Source organism: Endothiovibrio diazotrophicus (assembly GCF_054657215.1).
In genome coordinates this window covers 1-316 of the sequence record NZ_BAAHXB010000348.1, presented here as the reverse complement: position 1 = coordinate 316, position 316 = coordinate 1, and the positions used below count along the sequence as shown (strand labels likewise).

At 73.4% G+C, this 316-nt stretch carries 1 protein-coding gene; it reads left to right on the top strand.

The window, feature by feature from the left end; all coding sequences use genetic code 11:
* Positions 1–51: 51 nt before the first annotated feature.
* A partial coding sequence (locus ACYQ2W_RS26765) for a hypothetical protein (protein WP_459874190.1) occupies positions 52–316 on the top strand: 265 nt, incomplete at its 3' end.

Here is a 316-nt window from a genome sequence, read left to right as displayed (position 1 = left end):
CGGCCCGTCCGGTCGGGGCCCCTCCAGGGAAGAGATAGGAATCGAACGACCATGGCCCAGTTTCTCAGCTACCACCTGCTGCCCCGCCCCTCGCTGATCGAGACGCTGCGCGAGAGCGGCGCCTTCCTGCGCACCACCGCCGCGGTGGTGATCGTCGCCTTCGGCGGCCTCATCACCGCCCCCGCCGCCGCCGCCCTGCGCGCCGCGCCGATCGACCCGCCGGGCCAGACGCGGGCGGAGGAGTGCGACGAGACCCAGCTGGCCAAGGCGGTGCAGCAGATCAAACGCCACCTCGCCCGCCTGGAAGCGCGGCTCG